Origin of the sequence: Pseudomonas moraviensis subsp. stanleyae, assembly GCF_036283065.1 — a bacterium.
Taxonomy (GTDB): Bacteria; Pseudomonadota; Gammaproteobacteria; order Pseudomonadales; family Pseudomonadaceae; genus Aquipseudomonas; species Aquipseudomonas stanleyae.
The window spans coordinates 96,622-114,446 of sequence record NZ_JAADJI010000010.1 but is presented as its reverse complement, the minus strand read 5'-3'; the positions used below and the strand labels follow the sequence as shown (position 1 = coordinate 114,446).

At 59.7% G+C, this 17,825-nt stretch carries 14 protein-coding genes; 6 read left to right on the top strand and 8 right to left on the bottom strand.

The window, feature by feature from the left end:
• Positions 1–27: 27 nt before the first annotated feature.
• Complete coding sequence (mscL, locus tag GXB78_RS19055; RefSeq protein ID WP_024014404.1) at positions 28–441, bottom strand: large-conductance mechanosensitive channel protein MscL; 414 nt, start codon at positions 439–441, stop codon at positions 28–30.
• A gap of 285 nt (positions 442–726) precedes the next feature.
• On the opposite strand from mscL, the gene katB reads away from it, so the two are divergent.
• From katB to radA, 3 genes are read left to right on the top strand one after another with little or no spacing between them, the layout of a single operon-like run.
• Positions 727–2,268: a catalase KatB gene (katB, locus tag GXB78_RS19050; protein ID WP_329516576.1), complete on the top strand. Its 1,542-nt coding sequence runs from the start codon at positions 727–729 to the stop codon at positions 2,266–2,268.
• A gap of 60 nt (positions 2,269–2,328) precedes the next feature.
• Positions 2,329–2,874 carry an ankyrin repeat domain-containing protein gene (locus GXB78_RS19045; RefSeq protein WP_329516575.1) on the top strand — a complete coding sequence of 182 codons (546 nt, stop codon included), beginning with the start codon at positions 2,329–2,331 and terminating at the stop codon, positions 2,872–2,874.
• Between the two features lie 47 nt (positions 2,875–2,921).
• A complete protein-coding gene (gene radA / locus GXB78_RS19040) occupies positions 2,922–4,289 on the top strand; it encodes a DNA repair protein RadA (RefSeq protein WP_003228407.1) in 1,368 nt (455 codons plus the stop codon).
• Between the two features lie 117 nt (positions 4,290–4,406).
• Here the strand turns inward: radA and GXB78_RS19035 are convergent, their stop codons facing one another.
• Entirely contained in the window at positions 4,407–4,775 is a 369-nt protein-coding gene (locus tag GXB78_RS19035) for a PilZ domain-containing protein (protein ID WP_329516574.1), read from the bottom strand.
• A gap of 159 nt (positions 4,776–4,934) precedes the next feature.
• Here GXB78_RS19035 and GXB78_RS19030 point away from each other — a divergent pair, with 159 nt between their 5' ends.
• The 3 genes from GXB78_RS19030 to yjiA all read left to right on the top strand — a co-directional run bounded on the left by GXB78_RS19030 (position 4,935) and on the right by yjiA (position 8,345).
• On the top strand, positions 4,935–7,001 hold the full coding sequence (locus GXB78_RS19030; protein WP_329516573.1) for a carbon starvation CstA family protein: 2,067 nt from the start codon (positions 4,935–4,937) through the stop codon (positions 6,999–7,001).
• Between the two features lie 15 nt (positions 7,002–7,016).
• Positions 7,017–7,214: a YbdD/YjiX family protein gene (locus GXB78_RS19025; RefSeq protein ID WP_003228401.1), complete on the top strand. Its 198-nt coding sequence runs from the start codon at positions 7,017–7,019 to the stop codon at positions 7,212–7,214.
• Between the two features lie 153 nt (positions 7,215–7,367).
• Complete coding sequence (gene yjiA / locus GXB78_RS19020) at positions 7,368–8,345, top strand: GTPase (RefSeq protein ID WP_329516572.1); 978 nt, start codon at positions 7,368–7,370, stop codon at positions 8,343–8,345.
• Positions 8,346–8,458: 113 nt separating this feature from the next.
• Here yjiA and GXB78_RS19015 read toward each other — a convergent pair whose 3' ends face one another.
• From GXB78_RS19015 to morA, 6 genes are all read right to left on the bottom strand, one after another.
• Entirely contained in the window at positions 8,459–9,163 is a 705-nt protein-coding gene (locus GXB78_RS19015) for a GntR family transcriptional regulator (RefSeq protein ID WP_329516571.1), read from the bottom strand.
• Positions 9,164–9,181: 18 nt separating this feature from the next.
• The gene (locus GXB78_RS19010; protein WP_329516570.1) at positions 9,182–9,886 is read right to left on the bottom strand and encodes a FadR/GntR family transcriptional regulator; all 705 of its coding nucleotides are present in this window, start codon (positions 9,884–9,886) and stop codon (positions 9,182–9,184) included.
• A gap of 49 nt (positions 9,887–9,935) precedes the next feature.
• On the bottom strand, positions 9,936–11,249 hold the full coding sequence (locus tag GXB78_RS19005; RefSeq protein ID WP_329516569.1) for a C4-dicarboxylate transporter DctA: 1,314 nt from the start codon (positions 11,247–11,249) through the stop codon (positions 9,936–9,938).
• A gap of 249 nt (positions 11,250–11,498) precedes the next feature.
• Positions 11,499–12,053, bottom strand: a complete 555-nt coding sequence (locus tag GXB78_RS19000) for a hypothetical protein (RefSeq protein WP_329516568.1) — start codon at positions 12,051–12,053, stop codon at positions 11,499–11,501.
• A 218-nt stretch (positions 12,054–12,271) separates the two neighbouring features.
• Entirely contained in the window at positions 12,272–13,525 is a 1,254-nt protein-coding gene (gene glyA / locus GXB78_RS18995; protein WP_329516567.1) for a serine hydroxymethyltransferase, read from the bottom strand.
• A 210-nt stretch (positions 13,526–13,735) separates the two neighbouring features.
• On the bottom strand, positions 13,736–17,584 hold the full coding sequence (gene morA / locus GXB78_RS18990; protein ID WP_329516566.1) for a cyclic di-GMP receptor MorA: 3,849 nt from the start codon (positions 17,582–17,584) through the stop codon (positions 13,736–13,738).
• Between the last annotated feature and the right edge of the window lie 241 nt (positions 17,585–17,825).

Sequence of the window (17,825 nt, the reverse complement as noted above, 5' to 3'; positions counted from 1 at the left end):
GGTGCCGTTTCAAGGAGTACCGATGCCTCAGGGCCGCTCGTTCTGCGCCTTGAGCAGGTCGCGAATTTCGCCCAGCAGTTGCTCTTCCTTGCTCGGGATCGGCGGCGCGGTTGGGGCCACGGCTTCTTCGCGCTTGAGGCGATTGATGGCCTTGACGCCCATGAAGATGGCGAACGCGACGATCACGAAATCAAGCACCGTCTGCAGGAATTTGCCGTAAGCCAGCACCACAGCGGGCGCATCGCCCTGGGCGGCCTTGAGTGTGACGGCCAGATCACTGAAGTCCACCCCACCGATCAACAGGCCAATCGGCGGCATGATTACGTCGCCGACAAACGACGAAACGATCTTGCCGAACGCCGCGCCAATGATGATACCGACGGCCATATCGACCACATTGCCTTTGACCGCGAAGGCCTTGAACTCGCTAAGCACGCCCATAGTTATTTCCTTGTTACAGATGAGTTTGGTGGTGGCAGTGTAAATCAGCAAAACGCCTCCTGCGCGTAACACCTTCTTACAATGCCCGTTTTTATCGACACATCAATTGACGATTAGTTTGCAAAATGCCAGCAATCGCGCGCGAAATACGCGCTAACGCGCTGATTGCACAGCCAATTTCTTCAATCATGGTGTTACGTTCTTTCTATTTATGTTCCGCGGCACAGGCCTCTAGCCTTGGTGTGGCGCACCTGGATGCGCCCAATAAAACCAGAGGAACCTGATATGACATCCACTCCTGGACTGGGGGCTTTTCCCCATCGCCGCACCTTCGGTGTATTGACCGCCAGCCTGCTGACCTTTTCGGTCAACGCCGCTCCGCTGACCCGCGATAACGGCGCTGCGGTCGGTGACAATCAGAACTCGCAGACTGCCGGCGCCAACGGCCCGGTGCTACTGCAGGATGTGCAGTTGATCCAGAAGCTGCAGCGCTTCGATCGTGAACGCATCCCCGAGCGCGTGGTGCATGCACGCGGCACTGGCGCCCATGGCACCTTCACCGTGACCAATGACCTCAGCGACCTGAGCAAGGCCAAGGTCTTTGCCGCCGGCCAGAGCACGCCGGTATTCGTGCGTTTCTCGGCGGTGGTGCACGGCAACCATTCCCCGGAAACCCTGCGCGACCCGCGCGGCTTCGCCACCAAGTTCTACACCGCTGACGGTAACTGGGATCTGGTCGGCAACAACTTCCCGACCTTTTTCATCCGCGACGCGATCAAATTCCCGGACATGGTCCATGCCTTCAAGCCCGATCCGCGCACAAATCTCGACGACGATTCGCGTCGTTTCGATTTCTTCTCTCACGTACCGGAAGCCACCCGCACGCTGACCGAGTTGTATTCCAACTACGGCACTCCAGCCAGTTATCGGGAGATGGACGGCAATGGTGTTCATGCCTATAAGCTGATCAATGCAAAAAATGAAGTTCACTATGTGAAATTTCATTGGAAGAGCTTGCAGGGCATTAATAACCTGCGGCCAAAGCAGGTTGCAAAAGTTCAGGGGCAGGATTACAGCCATATGACCAATGACTTGGTCAGCAATATCAACAAAGGCAACTTCCCGAAGTGGGACTTGTACGTGCAAGTTCTCAAGCCACAAGATTTGTCCAAGTTTGATTTCGATCCACTGGATGCAACCAAGATCTGGCCGGGTATTCCCGAGCGCAAAGTTGGACAAATGGTCTTGAACCGTAATCCAGCCAATGTATTTCAGGAAACCGAACAAGTTGCGATGGCGCCGGCCAACGTAGTTCCGGGTATCGAGCCTTCGGAAGATCGCTTGTTGCAGGGCCGGGTGTTCTCTTATGCCGATACGCAGATGTATCGCCTCGGCGCCAACGCTTTGCAATTGCCGATCAACGCGCCGAAAACCGCGGTGAACAATGGCAATCAGGATGGTGCGATGAACTTCGGTGCCAGCCAGTCCGGGGTCAACTACCAGCCGAGCCGCCTGCAACCGCGTGAAGAGACGCCAGCTGCACGCTACAGCCAGTCGGCGCTGGCGGGCAGCACCCAGCAGGCGAAGATCCAGCGTGAACAGAACTTCAAGCAGGCCGGTGATCTGTATCGCTCGTACAGCAAGCAGGAACGCCGCGACCTGATCGAAAGTTTTGGCGGCTCGCTGGCCACCACCGATGACGAGAGCAAACACATCATCCTGTCCTTCCTGTACAAGGCCGACCCTGAGTACGGCAGCGGTGTGACCGAAGTTGCCAAGGGTGACCTCGGCCGCGTGAAAGCACTGGCGGCCAGACTGACCGACTGATAGCCATGCGGCGCACGCGAGGGCCAGTCCGGCCTCGCGTGTGTTCAAGGAGAAAGCACTATGCGTAATTTTCTTTTATGCCTGGCCGCGAGCCTGTCGTTCACCGCGTGGGCAGCACCGGTCGAGCAAAGCCCTGAGGCGATCAAGGCACAGTTGCAGGATTACTATTTCGATGCCGCGCGCCGCGGCGATGTGCCGATGCTCGAGACGTTTATCGAATCCGGTTATTCCCTCGATACCCGCGACAGCAAAGGCTACACCGCGCTGATTCTGGCGGCTTACCACGGTCAGGCGCCGGCGGTTGAGCACCTGCTCGCTGCCGGGGCCGATGCCTGTGCGCAGGATCAACGCGGTAACACGGCGCTGATGGGCGCGATATTCAAAGGCGAGCTGCAGATTGCCCGACGCCTGATGGCCACTGATTGCAGCCCCGACCAACGTAACGGCGCCGGGCAGACCGCAGCGATGTACGCCGGGCTGTTCAAACGCCTGGAATTGCTCGACGCCTTGCAGGCCAAGGGCGCCGACCTCAATGCCGAGGATCCGCTGGGCAATAGCGCCGCACGTCTGGCCAGCGGCGAAATCCGCACCGCTGCGCCGCGCTGATCGACTGTGGCTGCGTTATCATCGCGTCTTTTGTTCCGGGGGTTCTGATGGCCAAGGCCAAGCGCATGTACGGCTGCACCGAGTGCGGCGCAACCTTTCCCAAGTGGGCCGGGCAGTGCGGTGAGTGCGGTGCCTGGAACACCCTGACCGAAACCATGATCGAAAGCGGCGGCGCCACGGCACCCACCGGACGTACCGGCTGGGCCGGGCAACAGGCCCAGATCAAGACGTTGGCCGAAGTCAGCATCGAAGAAATTCCACGTTTTTCCACCGCGTCCGGCGAGCTTGATCGCGTGCTCGGCGGTGGCCTGGTGGACGGTTCGGTGGTACTGATTGGCGGTGATCCGGGGATCGGCAAGTCGACTATCCTTTTGCAAACCCTGTGCAACCTGGCCAAGAGCATGCCGGCGCTGTACGTCACCGGTGAGGAATCCCAGCAGCAAGTGGCCATGCGTGCACGCCGTCTCGGCCTGCCACAGGATCAACTGCGGGTGATGACCGAGACCTGCATCGAAACCATTATCGCCACCGCCCGCCAGGAAAAGCCCAAGGTGATGGTGATCGACTCGATCCAGACCATTTTCACCGAACAACTGCAATCGGCGCCGGGCGGCGTATCCCAGGTGCGTGAGAGTGCGGCGCTGCTGGTGCGTTACGCCAAGCAGAGCGGCACGGCGATTTTCCTCGTTGGCCACGTCACCAAGGAAGGCGCGCTGGCCGGTCCGCGAGTGCTGGAGCACATGGTCGATACCGTGCTGTATTTCGAAGGCGAATCCGACGGTCGTCTGCGTTTGCTGCGTGCGGTGAAAAACCGTTTCGGTGCGGTCAACGAATTGGGCGTGTTCGGCATGACCGACAAGGGCCTGAAAGAAGTCTCCAATCCTTCGGCGATTTTTCTCACCCGCGCCCAGGAAGAGGTCCCAGGCAGTGTGGTCATGGCGACATGGGAAGGCACCCGGCCGATGTTGGTGGAAGTGCAGGCGCTGGTCGATGACAGTCATCTGGCCAACCCGCGTCGGGTGACCCTGGGCCTGGATCAGAATCGTCTGGCGATGTTGCTCGCGGTGTTGCATCGTCATGGCGGCATTCCGACCCACGATCAGGACGTGTTCCTCAACGTGGTCGGTGGTGTAAAGGTGCTGGAGACAGCGTCGGATCTGGCGTTGATGGCGGCGGTGATGTCGAGTTTGCGCAACCGGCCGCTGCCCCATGATCTGCTGGTATTCGGCGAGGTCGGCCTGTCCGGCGAAGTGCGCCCGGTGCCGAGCGGGCAGGAGCGGCTGAAAGAAGCGGCCAAGCACGGCTTCAAACGCGCGATCGTGCCCAAGGGCAACGCACCGAAGGAAGCGCCGGCGGGGTTGCAGATCATTGCGGTCACTCGCCTCGAACAAGCCCTCGACGCATTGTTTGAATGAAATGCGAACCTGTGGGAGCGAGCCTGCTCGCGAAGGGGCGTGTCAGGCGACATCATTGCCGAATGACACATCGTCTTCGCGAGCAGGCTCGCTCCCACAGGGGATTTGTAGTGATGGCTATATTTCGATCAACGCACCCAACTCGCGCTCCAATTCGGCCTCATCCGCCAGATTCAACTCGATCAGCCGGCGCAGGCGTTGGATCGATTCCAGGCCGATATGCCGACAGATGAACCCCAAATGGCCGTTTTCCTCGTGGGCCAGGTGCACTTTCATCTCGATATCGACGTCTTTGCTCAAATGGATGTCGACGAAAAAATCCTGCTCTTTATCCCCGAGCCACGGCTCCGGTCGCTCGATCAGCAGGCCCTTGAGCGACAGGTCGATCAGCTTGACCGGCCAGATGTACTCGCCCTGTTTCAGCTCGGTTCTGGCATCGAACGCAATACGTTTGAAGCGACGTCGATTGGCGGGGTGCTCGCTCATGGCGCAATCCTCATGAAGGTTCGCTGACTATAGACCGCGAATGCGGGCGCCAGCCAATCGCTCAAGCGTCTAGACCTATGTCGGGGTATGGCCTTTGGCGCCGTAAGCGCTAAACTCCGGGTGGCTGTCTTTCTTGTCCACCCTGGCTGGAATAAAAAAATGAAAAATAATAATAGCCTGCTGCGCCACTTACCCTGGCTTGTGCTGGCAATCGTAGGAGCGTGCGCCCTGGGCGTAGTGGCATTGCGCCGCGGCGAGGCGATCAACGCCTTGTGGATTGTGGTCGCTGCCGTGGCCATTTATCTGGTTGCGTACCGTTACTACAGTCTGTTCATCGCCAACAACGTGATGCAACTGGATCCGCGTCGGGCTACCCCCGCCGTGCTCAACAACGACGGTCTGGACTATGTGCCGACCAACAAACACATTCTTTTCGGTCACCACTTCGCGGCCATCGCTGGCGCGGGGCCACTGGTCGGTCCGGTGCTGGCGGCGCAGATGGGGTATCTGCCCGGCACACTCTGGCTGATTGCCGGTGTGGTACTGGCGGGCGCGGTGCAGGACTTCATGGTCCTGTTCATGTCGACCCGCCGCAACGGCCGTTCCCTGGGCGACATGGTGCGTGAAGAAATGGGCCGGATTCCCGGCACGATCGCGCTGTTCGGCTGCTTCCTGATCATGATCATCATCCTCGCGGTGCTGGCGCTGATCGTGGTCAAGGCCCTGGCTGAGAGCCCGTGGGGCATCTTTACCGTGATGGCGACCATCCCGATCGCGATGTTCATGGGCATCTACATGCGCTACATCCGCCCGGGCCGCATCGGCGAAATCTCCGTGGTCGGCGTGTTGCTGCTGCTCGGTTCGATCTGGCTGGGCGGGCAGATTGCTGCCGACCCGGTATGGGCCAAAGCCTTCACCTTCACCGGTGTGCAGATTACCTGGATGCTCGTCGGTTACGGTTTTGTCGCTGCGTCGCTGCCGGTGTGGCTGATCCTGGCACCGCGCGACTATCTGTCGACCTTCCTCAAGATCGGCACCATCGTCGCCCTGGCGATCGGCATCCTGATCACCATGCCCGAGCTGAAAATGCCGGCGCTGACCCAGTTCGTCGACGGCACCGGGCCGGTGTGGAAGGGCGGTCTGTTCCCGTTCCTGTTCATCACCATCGCCTGCGGCGCGGTATCGGGTTTCCACGCACTGATTTCTTCGGGCACCACGCCGAAGCTGCTGGATAACGAAACCAACGCCCGCTACATCGGTTACGGCGGCATGCTGATGGAATCGTTCGTAGCGATCATGGCCATGGTTGCCGCTTCGGTGATCGAGCCGGGCGTGTACTTCGCCATGAACAGCCCGGCCGCCGTGGTCGGCAGTGATGCCGCGTCAGTAGCACAAATGGTCACCAGTTGGGGCTTCGCGATTACGCCGGAGGCGCTGCAAGCGGTTGCCCATGACATCGGCGAAACCACTATTCTGGCTCGCGCCGGTGGTGCGCCGACCCTGGCGGTCGGTATCGCGCAGATCCTGCACAGTGTCCTGCCGGGTGAAAACACCATGGCGTTCTGGTACCACTTCGCGATCCTGTTCGAAGCGCTGTTCATCCTCACTGCTGTGGACGCCGGTACCCGTGCCGGGCGTTTCATGCTGCAGGACCTGCTCGGCTCCTTCGTACCGGCGCTGAAACGCACTGAATCGTGGGGCGCCAACCTGATCGCCACCGCCGGTTGTGTGGCGATGTGGGGCTGGTTGCTGTATCAGGGCGTGATCGATCCACTGGGCGGCATCAACACCCTGTGGCCACTGTTCGGCATCTCCAACCAGATGCTCGCCGGTATCGCGCTCATGCTCGGCACCGTGGTCCTGATCAAGATGAAGCGCCAGCGCTACATCTGGGTCACCCTGCTGCCGGCCACCTGGCTGTTGATCTGCACCACCACGGCTGGCTTCATCAAGCTGTTCGACGCCAACCCGGCGATCGGCTTCCTGTCGCTGGCCAAGAAATACAGCGATGCGCTGGCCAACGGTCAGGTGCTGGCTCCGGCGAAAAGCGTCGAGCAGATGCAGCACGTGATCTTCAACGCCTACACCAACGCCACACTTACCGTGCTGTTCCTGTTCGTGGTCTTCAGCATCCTGTTCTACGCGCTCAAGGTCGGCATCGCCGCCTGGGGCAAAAAAGAGCGTACGGATAAAGAATCGCCATTCCAGGCCCTGCCGGATGCGTAACCAGAGGATTGCAGCATGTTCAATGACCTGAGTCGCCTCGGTAAATACCTCGGGCAGGCCGCGCGCCTGATGGTCGGCATGCCCGACTACGACACCTACGTCGAGCATATGCAAACCAAACACCCGGACAAACCGGTGATGAGCTATGAGATGTTCTTTCGCGAACGTCAGGAAGCCCGTTACGGTGGCAAGGGTGGGCCGAAGTGCTGTTGAGCTGACAGCCTGCGGTTGAGGTAATCCCCCTGTGGGAGCGAGCCTGCTCGCGAATACGGAGTGTCAGTTGATGAATGATTTGACTGACACACCGCTTTCGCGAGCAGGCTCGCTCCCACATTTGTTTTTGTATTTCTTTAAGGAGATCGGGTTTTGTCTTCTCCCATTCCGGTAACGGTCCTCAGCGGTTTCCTCGGCGCCGGCAAGACCACCTTGCTGCGTCATTTATTGAAAGCCGAGCACGGTCTGAAAATCGCCGTGATCGAGAACGAATTCAGCGATGTCGGCATCGATACGCAGTTGCTGGGTGACGAGCCGGTGCAGGTCATGACCCTGGCCAACGGCTGCGTCTGCTGCACCATTCACACCGACCTGACCAAGGCGCTGTACTTGCTGCTCGAGCGCCTGGACAGCGGCGAGATCGCTTTCGACCGTCTGGTGATCGAATGCACCGGTCTGGCCGATCCGGCGCCGGTAGCGCAGACATTTTTCATTGATGAAGAACTGCGCGAGCGTTATCTGCTCGACGGCATCATCACCCTGGTCGACGCCGCTCACGCCGATGTGCACCTGACCCAGACCATCGCCCAGGCGCAGATCGGTTTCGCCGATCGCTTGCTGGTGAGCAAGACCGATCTGGTCGATGAACCGACGTTCACTGCGCTGAGCGAGCGCCTTACGCGAATCAACCGCCGCGCGCCGATCCGCGTGGTCGAGCATGGCAATATCAATCTGGCTGAATTGCTGGATGTGCGTGGTTTCAACCTCAATGCTGATCTGGGCGGCGGTTTGAGCCTGCGTCCCGTGAGCAAGGCACCTTCGATCGATCGCATCTCCAGCCTGGTGCTGCGCACCGATCAGGCGCTGGATATCGATCAGCTCAGCGAGTTCATGAACGAACTGCTGGAGGAACACGGCAAGCAATTGCTGCGCTACAAAGGCGTGCTGAATATCGCCGGGGAAGATCGACGGCTGGTGTTTCAGGGGGTGTTGAAGCTTTATGGTTTCGACTGGGACAGCGAATGGGCCGAGGGCGAGGCGCGGGAAAGTGTGATCGTGTTTATTGCCGATGATTTGCCGGAAGAGAAGATTCGGGCGGGGTTTGCGCGGGTAGCGGCGCAACAAGCCTGATATTTCACCAGCTCAAAGGGCCTCTTAGCGAGGAGGCTCGCTCCCCCAGTGGATTGCATTCCTCCTGACAGAATGCGTTCTACTGTGGGAGCGAGCCTGCTCGCGAAGGCGATTCAACCGACAACACAATGCTCAAAGGTTGACCCCAGCAAGGCCTGCTCAAGATGATCCAGATGCCGATTCATCAGCATCCCTGCCTTTGCAGCATCACCTCGCTCTACAGCCTCAACCAACGCCAAATGCTCCTGCCACGCGCAACAACTGCGCGTCGGGCACCGACTCCGCGCAATCGCCAGCGACGTCAACGGCACCAGACTGCGCAGAAAATGCGCCAATGGCAGATTTCCCGCCATCCGCGCCAACTGCAAATGAAACTCCCCCGACAAGCGAATCGCCGCCCCGCGCCGCTCCTGCCCGACGGCACGCTTCTCGCGCTCGGTCAAAATGCGCAAGCATTTCAATTCATCTTCACCCGGATGCTGACAGGCCAACCGCACCAACGTGCTTTCAGCCAGCCGCCGCGCATGCAAGGTCTGCCGGATCAGCTCCTGATCAGGCGTGGCCACTCGCGGCCGATGATTGGCGCGCAACACCACGATCTGTTCATGGGACAACTGCGTCAATACCCGCCGCACATCGGCGCGGCTGGCGCTGAACATCGCCTTCAGACTGTCCTCGGTGAACCGACTGTCTTCATCGATACGCTGCTCGAGAATCGCCTCGAACAGTCGCGGATACAGATCCTCGACCGGCGTGCACAGGCGAGAAAAGGTCAGGGCGGGCGACTGCTCGTGCAAGGATGAAGCAAAACTGTTCATGGCCGTTCTCCTGGCAAATCAGGTGGGCAGATTGTCATCCGGGATGTTCAGCTCAACGCCCATGCGCTGGCCTTCACGCAGAATGTGCCGACGCATTTCGGCGCTGGCCTGGGCGCTGTTCTTGCTGCGGATCGCGCGGACCACGGCTTCGTTTTCTTGCAGACGTTCGGCCAGGTGTTCCGGTGAGTTGCGCAACACTTCGGCGCTTTGCTTGAGGGCATTGCTGGTCTGCTGCACCACGCTCTGGAAAATCGGGTTCGAGGTCAGGGTGAACAGTTCTTCGTGGAAGGCAATGTAGGCGCTGACCCCGGCTTCGCTGTCGCCGGCCTCGAGGGCTTCGCGCATGTCCATCAGGGTCAGGCGCAACTGGCCGACTTCCTTGCTGCTGATCGATTGCGCGACCAGCCCGACGATGAACGGTTCGAGGGTGTAGCGCAGTTGCAGCACGTCTTCGAGACTGGCGCCGGCCACCGCGCTGTCGTGGCTCTGGCTGTCGCTGAGTTGCGCATCGAGCACGACCACGCCTTTGCCTGGCATTGAGCGCACCAGGCCGAGGGTCTCAAGAACAATCACCGCTTCGCGCAGGCTCGGCCGGCTGATGCCCAATTGTTCGGCCAGCTCGCGCTGGCCCGGCAGCATGTCGCCGGAGCGCCACTGGCCACGGGCCAACGCGGCGCGGAGTTTTTCCACCACTGAGTTGACGACGGTTGAAGTTGTAATCACGTATTGGCTCCCTGCGCCGTGCCTGCGCATTGGCAGGCACGGCACTCATTCAAAATTCTTTGGCCGCCGCCTGAGCGACGGTTTTTCGCGGTTGAAAGTTATAGCCCTGTTCGCCGTTGAGCACCTTGTTCGCGCGCTGCACGTCGATGTCCTTTTCCCAGCGGGCGATGGCTACGGTGGCGACGCAGTTGCCGATCAGATTGGTCAGCGCGCGGCCGATGCCCATGAACCAGTCCACCGCCAAGACCAGCACCAGACCAACCACGGGAATCGCCGGGATCGCCGTCAGCGTCGCCGCGAGAATCACCAGTGCCGAACCGGGAATGCCGTGGGCGCCCTTGGAAGTGATTAGCGACACCAAAAGGATCGTCAGCAAATCAGTCATCGCCAGTGGCGTGCCGGTGGCGTTGGCGATGAACACGATGGCCAGGGTCAGGTAGATGGAAAAGCCGTCGAGGTTGAACGAGTATCCGGTCGGAATCACCAGACCGACGGTGGAGCTGCCGATACCGAGGTGTTCGAGCTTGCGCATGATCTGCGGCAGCACGGCGTCGGAAGAGGCGGTGCCCATGACGATCAACAATTCTTCGCGCAGATATTTGAGCAGTGGCCACATGCGCAGGCCGGAAACACGCATCACCAGCCCGAGAATCAGCGCGACGAAGGCGACGCAGGTCAGGTAGAACAAACCCACCAGACTGCCCAGGTGTTGCAGCGAGTCGAGGCCGTATTTGCTGGTGGTGAAGGCGATGGCGCCGAACACGCCGATCGGTGCCAGACGCACGATCATGCCCATGATGCGGAAGATCACATGGCTCAGTTCGTTGATCAGCCGCGAGATCCCGGAAGCCGCTTCGCCGACCAGATTCAGCGCACTGCCGAACAGCACCGAGAACAGCAGCACCTGCAAGATGTTGTTGTCAGCGAAGGCGCCGATCACCGAGGTCGGGATCAGGTCCATCAGGAATTGGGTGGTGGTGTGCATGTGCTGACCGCGCTCGGCGAGGTCGCCCATGTCGGCGCTGGAGAGCTGCTCCAGATGAATATTCGCACCGCTGCCGATGCCGGTGCTGAAGGCGAACACCAGGCCGATCACCAGGGCGATGGTGGTCAGCACTTCAAAGTAGATCACCGATTTGAGGCCGATACGTCCGACCTTCTTCAAATCGCCGGCGCCGCTGATGCCGCTGACCACCACGCAGAACACGATCAGGCCGATGAGCATCTTGATCAGTTTGATGAAGCCATCGCCGAGCGGTTTGAGCTGGGCGGAGTATTCAGGAAGGGTCAGCCCGCAGATGATGCCGAGCATCAGTCCGAGAACCACTTGGAGGAAGATTGAACGCGAGCACCATCTGAGCATGTGAGGAATCCTGGGTCGGTGTCCTGGCTGCCGCACGCGTGGCGCGTCGGATTCAGGACTTAATTATTGTGGTCTTACCGGTATGTCCAGTGCAGGCGCAGTCTAGGCGCGGATTTTCGCGGATCGCAAGGGAAAATTACAAAATTGGCATGACCGGTCTTACCAGTTGTCTGGATGGCCCGGTCTTGAGCATTTGAGAGAAAATCGGCAACGCCGCCTTTTTTTCCGGGCCGGGCGTCAGTCACGGTTTCATGTCTGGCAATGTGTTTTGACGACGCTCAGGATAAAAGTGATCTTTGAACGTTCTTCGGTTTTGCCCAGGTAGATATAAGGCAAACTTCTGATTTTTATGCCGCCCAAATAGTCATGATTTTTCAGTTTGAGAGAAACAGGTGTGTGCACGCCCGGTAAGTTGTCCAAGGTAATAGCGCTGCCGCTGTGGTCGACGAGCATAAACTTGCTCGGGTTGTCAGTATCTGGCTTAACCGCCTCGACTGTGTCCAGCCAGTGATTGCTGATTACCTGATTGAAATAGTTGCCCGGGTTTTTCACGGTGAGGATGTAACCGTCAGGGGTATGGCCGAAGTGCAGCTTCAACGGTTTTATCCTGCCGCTCTGCTCGTTGATCCGGATGCCTAGCAGGTGCGATTGATCGCGTGTCTGCGGGCGTCCGGTATAGAAGCCGCCACTGAAAAGACTGATGGTAGCCATCGCCGGTTTGCCGTACAGCTGTTCAAGAAAGCCGACTTTATGGTCAAACATTCTCAGTGTTGCGATGAAAGATTTTTCGATATTGCTCGTCATGATGAAACCCTTTTATCAAGTCAGGTTTCAGACTAAGCGGTTTCCATTTATGGCGGTTTGCATGTGTGTTGCAAGAGTTTGGTTTGAATAGGGATGAAAGATCCTGCTGGACGGGACTAGCAGATTGCAGTTTTCTTCGGGTGGTATTTTGTTATTGAATTCATGGCAATAAAAAACCGGCCATAGTGGCCGGTTTTTTATTGTGGGTTAACGAGGCATCAAGCGCCGTACACCGGCAGCTTCTTGCAGATGGCTTTGACTTTCTCACGAACGGCGTCGATCACCGCTTCGTTGTTCAGGTCAGCCAGGATGTCGCAGATCCAGCCGGCCAGCTCTTTGCACTCGGCCTCTTTGAAGCCGCGGGTGGTCACAGCCGGGGTACCGAAGCGCAGGCCGGAGGTGACGAACGGCGAGCGTGGGTCGTTAGGTACGGAGTTCTTGTTCACGGTGATGAACGCTTTGCCCAGCGCGGCGTCGGCGTCTTTACCGGAGATGTCCTGCTTGATCAGCGACAGCAGGAACAGGTGGTTCTTGGTACCGCCGGACACCACGTCGAAACCGCGCTCGATGAACACTTCGGCCATGGCCTGAGCGTTTTTCACCACTTGTTGCTGGTAAGCCTTGAACTCAGGCTGCAGCGCTTCCTTGAAGCAGATCGCCTTGGCGGCGATCACGTGCTCCAGCGGGCCACCCTGGGCGCCCGGGAATACAGCGGAGTTGAGCTTCTTCTCGATCTCGGCATTCGCTTTGGCCAGGATCAGACCGCCACGTGGACCGCGCAGGGTCTTGTGCGTGGTGGTGGTCACGACGTCGGCGAACGGCACCGGGTTCGGGTAGACACCGGCGGCAACCAGACCGGCGACGTGAGCCATGTCGACGAACAGGTAGGCGCCGACCTTGTCAGCGATTTCGCGGAAGCGCGGGAAATCGAGAATCTGCGAGTAGGCAGAGAAACCGGCAACGATCATTTTCGGTTTGTGCTCGACTGCCAGGCGCTCGACTTCGTCGTAGTCGATCAGGCCATTGGCATCGATACCGTATTGAACGGCGTTGTACAGCTTGCCCGAGGAGGAAACGCTGGCGCCGTGGGTCAGGTGACCGCCGTGGGCCAGGCTCATGCCCAGAATGGTGTCGCCACCTTGCAGCAGAGCCAGGTAAACCGCGGCGTTGGCTTGGGAACCGGCGTGCGGTTGAACGTTGGCGTAATCGGCGCCGAACAGTTCCTTGGCGCGGTCGATTGCCAATTGCTCAACCACGTCAACGTATTCGCAACCACCGTAATAGCGCTTGCCCGGATAGCCTTCGGCGTACTTGTTGGTCAGGACCGAGCCTTGAGCTTCCATCACCGCTGGGCTGGTGTAGTTTTCCGAAGCGATCAGCTCAATGTGTTCTTCCTGACGCTGAGCTTCTTGCTCCATGGCGGCAAAAAGGTCGGCGTCGTACTTGGCAATAGTCAAATCACGGCTGAACATGGCGGTCCTCAAGGATCGGGGGCAGAAAAGGGGGGCATTCTAACTCAACCGCTTTTAGAAGGGCTATGAAACACAGTCAGGTTGTGGATAAGCGGGCTTCAAGCTGCAAGCCACAAGCGGCAAGCAAAAACCGATTCGCTCTTGCTTGTAGCTTGCTACTTGAAGCTTGCAGCTTTCTTCATGTTCGATTGATCGGAGCTGTTAGCTCCATCAATCGAACATGAAGAGCGCATCATTACTGAACTGCGCCTCAAACCGTCCCGCCGGCATTGGCCGCCCAAACAGATAACCCTGCACCTCATCGCAGCCATGCTCGCGCAGGAAGTCCAATTGCTCATGAGTCTCCACACCCTCGGCGATCACCGCGAGGTTGAGGCTGTGGGCCATGGCGATGATCGCCCGGGCGATCTGCGCGTCCTGCTCGCCGGACGGCAGGCCATCGACGAAAGTGCGGTCGATCTTCAGCACGTCGATCGGGAATTGCTTGAGGTAGTTCAGCGATGAATAACCGGTGCCGAAGTCATCGACCGCGATGCTCAGGCCGAGGTTTTTCAGCCCGGCAAGAATCTGCATCGCCTCGCTGACTTCGCGCATCAGGATGCTTTCGGTCAGTTCCAGCTCCAGGCACGCCGGCGGCAGGCCGGTTTCGCGCAGGATCGTGGCGATCCGTGTGCCCAGCTGGCCATCGGAGAACTGCCGCGCGGAAATGTTCACCGAGACCTTCGGTACCCGCACTCGCTGCTGGTGCCAGGTTTTCAGCTGCCGACAGGCCTCGCTGATGACCCAGTCACCGACATCCACCACCAGCCCTAGCTCTTCCAGCACCGGAATGAAATCCCCCGGCGGCACCAGCCCACGCCGTGGATGGCGCCAGCGCAGCAGCGCTTCGGCGCCGGTCAAACGTTTGCCGTCGCCGCTGAACTGTGGCTGGTAATACAAGACGAATTCGTTCTGCTCCAGCGCATGGCGCAGGTCGCTTTCCAGCTCCAGACGTTCCAGCGCACTGGCGTTCATGTCGGCCTGGTAGAACTGGAAATTGTTCTTGCCGCGTTCCTTGGCGTGGTACATCGCCGTGTCGGCGTTCTTCATCAATTGGCTGAGTTCGTTGCCGTCCTGCGGGCTCAACGCGATGCCGATACTGGCAGTAACGAAGAACTCGCGGCCCTCGAGCACGAACGGTCGCACCAGACTGGCGAGAATCTGCTCGGCGACATGGATCGCCCGGTTCAGCGCCAGTTCGCGGCTGGAACGATGCTGCAACAGCAAGGTGAATTCGTCGCCGCCCATGCGCGCCACGGTGTCGTCATCATCGACGCAGGCCAGCAGACGCGTGGCCATGTCCTTGAGCATGCGGTCGCCGGCGGCGTGGCCGAGGGAATCGTTGATCGGTTTGAAACGGTCGAGGTCGAGGAACATCAGCACCACCCACGACTTCTGCCGTTCGGCCGCTTGCAGCGCGGTGTGCAGGCGATCCTGGAACAGCGTGCGGTTCGGCAGGTGGGTGAGGGCGTCGTAGTAGGCGAGGCGGTGGATGCGCTGCTCGCTGGCCTTGCGCTCGCTGATGTCGCTGAAGAAACACACGTAACTGGCCAGATCGCCCTCGTCGTCGAGCACCGCGGTAATGCCGACCCACGCCGGGTAGTGCTCGCCGTTGCGGCGCTTCATCCACACTTCGCCTTCCCAAGTGCTGTGCTCGTGCAACTGTTTGAGCACGTAGCGCAAATGCGCGTCCTGCTGCTCGTCGACGGTGAGCATGTTCGGCAACTGGTCGAGCACCTCGCTGACGGTGTAACCGCTGACCCGACTGAACGCTTCGTTGGCCTGGACGATGTAGCCGGCCGGGTCGGTGATCAGGATCGCCGAAGTCGAATGCTCGAATACCGTGGCGGCCATGCGCAGGTCTTTTTCCGCGCGGCGCTGTTGGCTGATATCGCGGCCGACGCCGAGCACACCTTCGAATGCGCCATGTTCGTCCCAGACCAGCACCAGGCGCAGTTCGATCGGAATCTTGCGGCCATCGGCGCGCAGGCAATCGAACAGGAACAGCTGGGTTTGCACCTGATTGCGCAGCATCGCCAGTTGCTCGGGCTTGTCCAGCGCTTTGCTGACGCGGTCCATCAGCGCATAGATACCGTTCAGTTGCCCGGGATTGGCGATGGTCGATTGCCAGCCGTTTTGAAAAATCCATTCGGCGTTGTAACCGAGCACGGCCTGCACCGACGGGCTGACGTAGTTCAGCGAGAGCTTGCTGTCGGTGGAGAAAATCACGTCGCTGATGCTTTCGGCGAGCATGCGATAGCGTTGCTCGCTGTCACGCAGCGATTCGCTGGCCTCGATCTGTTCGGTGATGTCCTTGGCCACGCCGATGATCCGCGTGACCTGATCGTGCTTGTCCCGCGCCAGTGCCTGTTCGCGAATGTCGAAGCGCCGCCACTTGCCGTCGCGATGGCGGAAGCGCAACTGGCACTGCAACAGCTGGCTGTAACCGGCGTGGCGCTGCAACTGCCGCGAGCGATGGTAGTAGTCGGCATCTTCCGGGTGCAGGAGGATTTCCCAGAAGTATTCGCCCATCTGATGCAGTTCGCTGCGGTTGTAACCGAGGGTCTGGCCGAGGTGGTGGTTGCTGAAAATCATCCGCTGGCTGATCACGTCCTGCACATACAGATGATCCGGCACGGTGCGCACCACGTCCGACCAGAAGCCTTCGCGCTCCAGCAGCGACAACTCGATCAGCTTGCGACTGGTGATGTCGTTGATGCTGAGGATCACCGCTTTATAGTCGTCCTGCTCGCTCGGCAGGCGCAGGACCATCCACAGATGCTGGTCGCGACCGTTGCTGTTGGGCAGTTTGATTTCCAGTTCCAGCTGCTTCTGCTGCTGGAGGACGGCGTCGAGGATCTGCTGGCCGATCGCGCATTGCGGATGGCGCTGGCCGTCGATCAGCAATTGCCAGGCATCGTCGCAGGAGTGCACATCGAGCAGTTGCAGGGCAACCTGATTGACCTCGGTGACGCGCATTTCCTGGAGAAGTTGCTGGCGCTGATGTGGTTGGTCGAGCCAGGCTTTTAGCTGGTCGCTGGTCTGGATCTGCGCCTTGTCGAACATCTGCTTGAGACCGGACAGGTCAAGCACACACAAGGCGACGCCGGTGCCTTCGAAAATATCCTGATAGCGGCGCCGGCCTTCATGCACCTGGCGCTGGCGGCGGCGCATGTTCAGCAGCGCGATCACCGGCAACATCGAGAAGGCCAGGCCGAGCAGGCATTTGCCGATGAACGCCGGCAATAATTCTTCCAGTACGCGCTGGCGGTCGAACAGCCCGCGCAGTTGCCAGTCGCTGCTGCTCAGCGGCACGGTCAGCACGGTGTTGGCGACATCGTCCGGGGTCAGCACGCCGGCCTTCGCCGATGTCAGCGCGGCGTCGCGGCTGATGATCTGGTGATTGAGGCGGTTTTCCACCAGCCATAATGGACGCAGGGCGGTGGCGTCCTGTTTGGTCAGTGAGTCGAAGAAGGTCGGCGTCAGGCGCAACGCCCAGTAACCGCGACTGCTGCCGCTGGCCTGATGTAACAGCAGGTGCACCACCGAGCCGTCATCGGCATTGCTGAAGTAATGCGCCTGGGCGCGGCTGCGGCGCACCAGTTCGGTCAGGTAATCGGCGTCGGAGCTGTCGCTGGCGCTATCGCTGATGATCCGGCCGGAGGGCGAGAGCAGGGCCATGCTGCGCAGATCGGGCAGCGAGCGCTGCAACTTGCGCAGAAGCATCTGCTGTTCGTCGGCCGTTTGCGGTTGTTCGACGATCGGTAGCAGATTGAGCGCGATCTGCGCGTTCAGCGCCATGTTCAGGCTGACCTGGGCGGCGAGGTCGGCGGTGTAATCGATGGTGTACTGGCGCTGGTTCTTCTGGGTTTCACGCAATTGATCGAGCAGTTGCCAGAACAGCAGCGCGAGCAATAACAACACGAGGGTGGCGAGCGCCCCCTTCAATGTCCCGCGCAGGGGCGAGCCGGGCGCCGGTGGGGTGCTGCTCACAGAGGCTGGCGGAGTGACATTGGTCAAGCTGTGATCCTGCGATTTGGCTGGACTGGCGCGACGTGCACTATAAGCCGGACGCCCGAAGGGCGGCTAGCATGCCTTGACTTGTGGCGAAGTGCCAGCCCCTCGCGGCTGGACTGCCATCGGTCATTCAGGTAGCTTTGCCGGTTAGACGGGGGCGTTCCAGCCCCTACAATCAGACTTTTCCAGCGCGCACGCATTGATCGTGATCTAGTGAACGACGCGCACAGTCTGGCCAGGCATC